We start from the raw sequence: 1,040 nt of genomic DNA, 5'->3' as shown, positions 1-1,040 counted from the left end.
ACCGCCCCCTCCGCCAGCGCCGCCGCCCCGGACTCATAAAGGGTGAGGTCCACGCCGTTGCGGTGCGCCTGACTCACCACCACCACCGGCACCCCCCGCTCCCGGGCCTGGGTGAAGAGGGGATGCAACGAGCGCCCGAGCTCCGGGTCGATGGGGAAGTTGCCCGCGCCGTACGCCTCCAGCACCAGCCCCCGGACATGGGGGAGCAGTTGTAGCGGCAGGGCGGGGTCCAGCCCCGGGTACACCTTCAGGAGGAAGACGCGCGGGTCCAGCTTCTCCATCAGACGGAAGGCACCGCGCGGCTTGAGGCCCGGCTCGAAGGTGGCATCCACGCCCAGCGTGCCCAGCACGGGGCAGTTGGGGCTCTCGAAGGCGTCGTACTCCGCCACCTTCACCTTGCGGCTGCGGTTGCCCCGGTACAGGTGGGAGTCGAAGCAGATGGTGACCTCGCGCGGCCCCTGGAGCGCGGACAGCACCGCGTCGATGAGGTTGAGCCGCGCGTCCGAGCGGATCTCCCCCAGCGGCCGCTGCGAGCCCGTCAGGACGACGGGGCAGGGCGGGTTGCGCAGCATGAAGGACAGGGCGCTGGCCGTGTAGGCGAGCGTGTCCGTCCCATGGGTCACCACCGCCCCGTCGAAGTGGGGCAGACGGCGGTGGAGGTGGGCGGCCATGCGGCTCCACAGCTCCGGCTGCATCTCCGAGCTGTCGAGGTTGCTGAACAGCTCCAGCTCGATGTCCGCCAGCTGGAACAGCTCGGGGACGCGGGACTTGAGCGTCTTGAAGAAGGCCGCGGGGCGCAGGGCGGAAGGCCGACCACCGGCCATTCCGAGCGTGCCCCCCGTATGCAGCAGCAGGACTCTGGGCATAGGAGCAGGGGGGCTTCCCTGCCAAGGCTGGCGTTCCTTTACAAGCCCCGCGCGCGTGGCTAAGACCCGCCGCGTGCTCCTTTCCTGCTGGAAGCGTGTCGTTCCCCTGCTGGCCGCCGCCGTCCTGACGGGGCCGGGCTGCAAGAGCCCCGAGGGTGCCACCCCCGGCGGCTC

The 1,040-nt window shown here is 71.0% G+C and carries 1 protein-coding gene; it reads right to left on the bottom strand.

Annotation, left to right across the window (positions count from 1 at the left end):
- A partial coding sequence (locus HG543_RS53810) for an asparaginase (RefSeq protein WP_169352695.1) occupies positions 1–866 on the bottom strand: 866 nt, incomplete at its 3' end.
- Between the last annotated feature and the right edge of the window lie 174 nt (positions 867–1,040).

The organism is Pyxidicoccus fallax (assembly GCF_012933655.1).
GTDB classification, from domain to species: domain Bacteria; phylum Myxococcota; class Myxococcia; order Myxococcales; family Myxococcaceae; genus Myxococcus; species Myxococcus fallax.
This window is presented reverse-complemented; position numbering and strand designations above follow the sequence as displayed.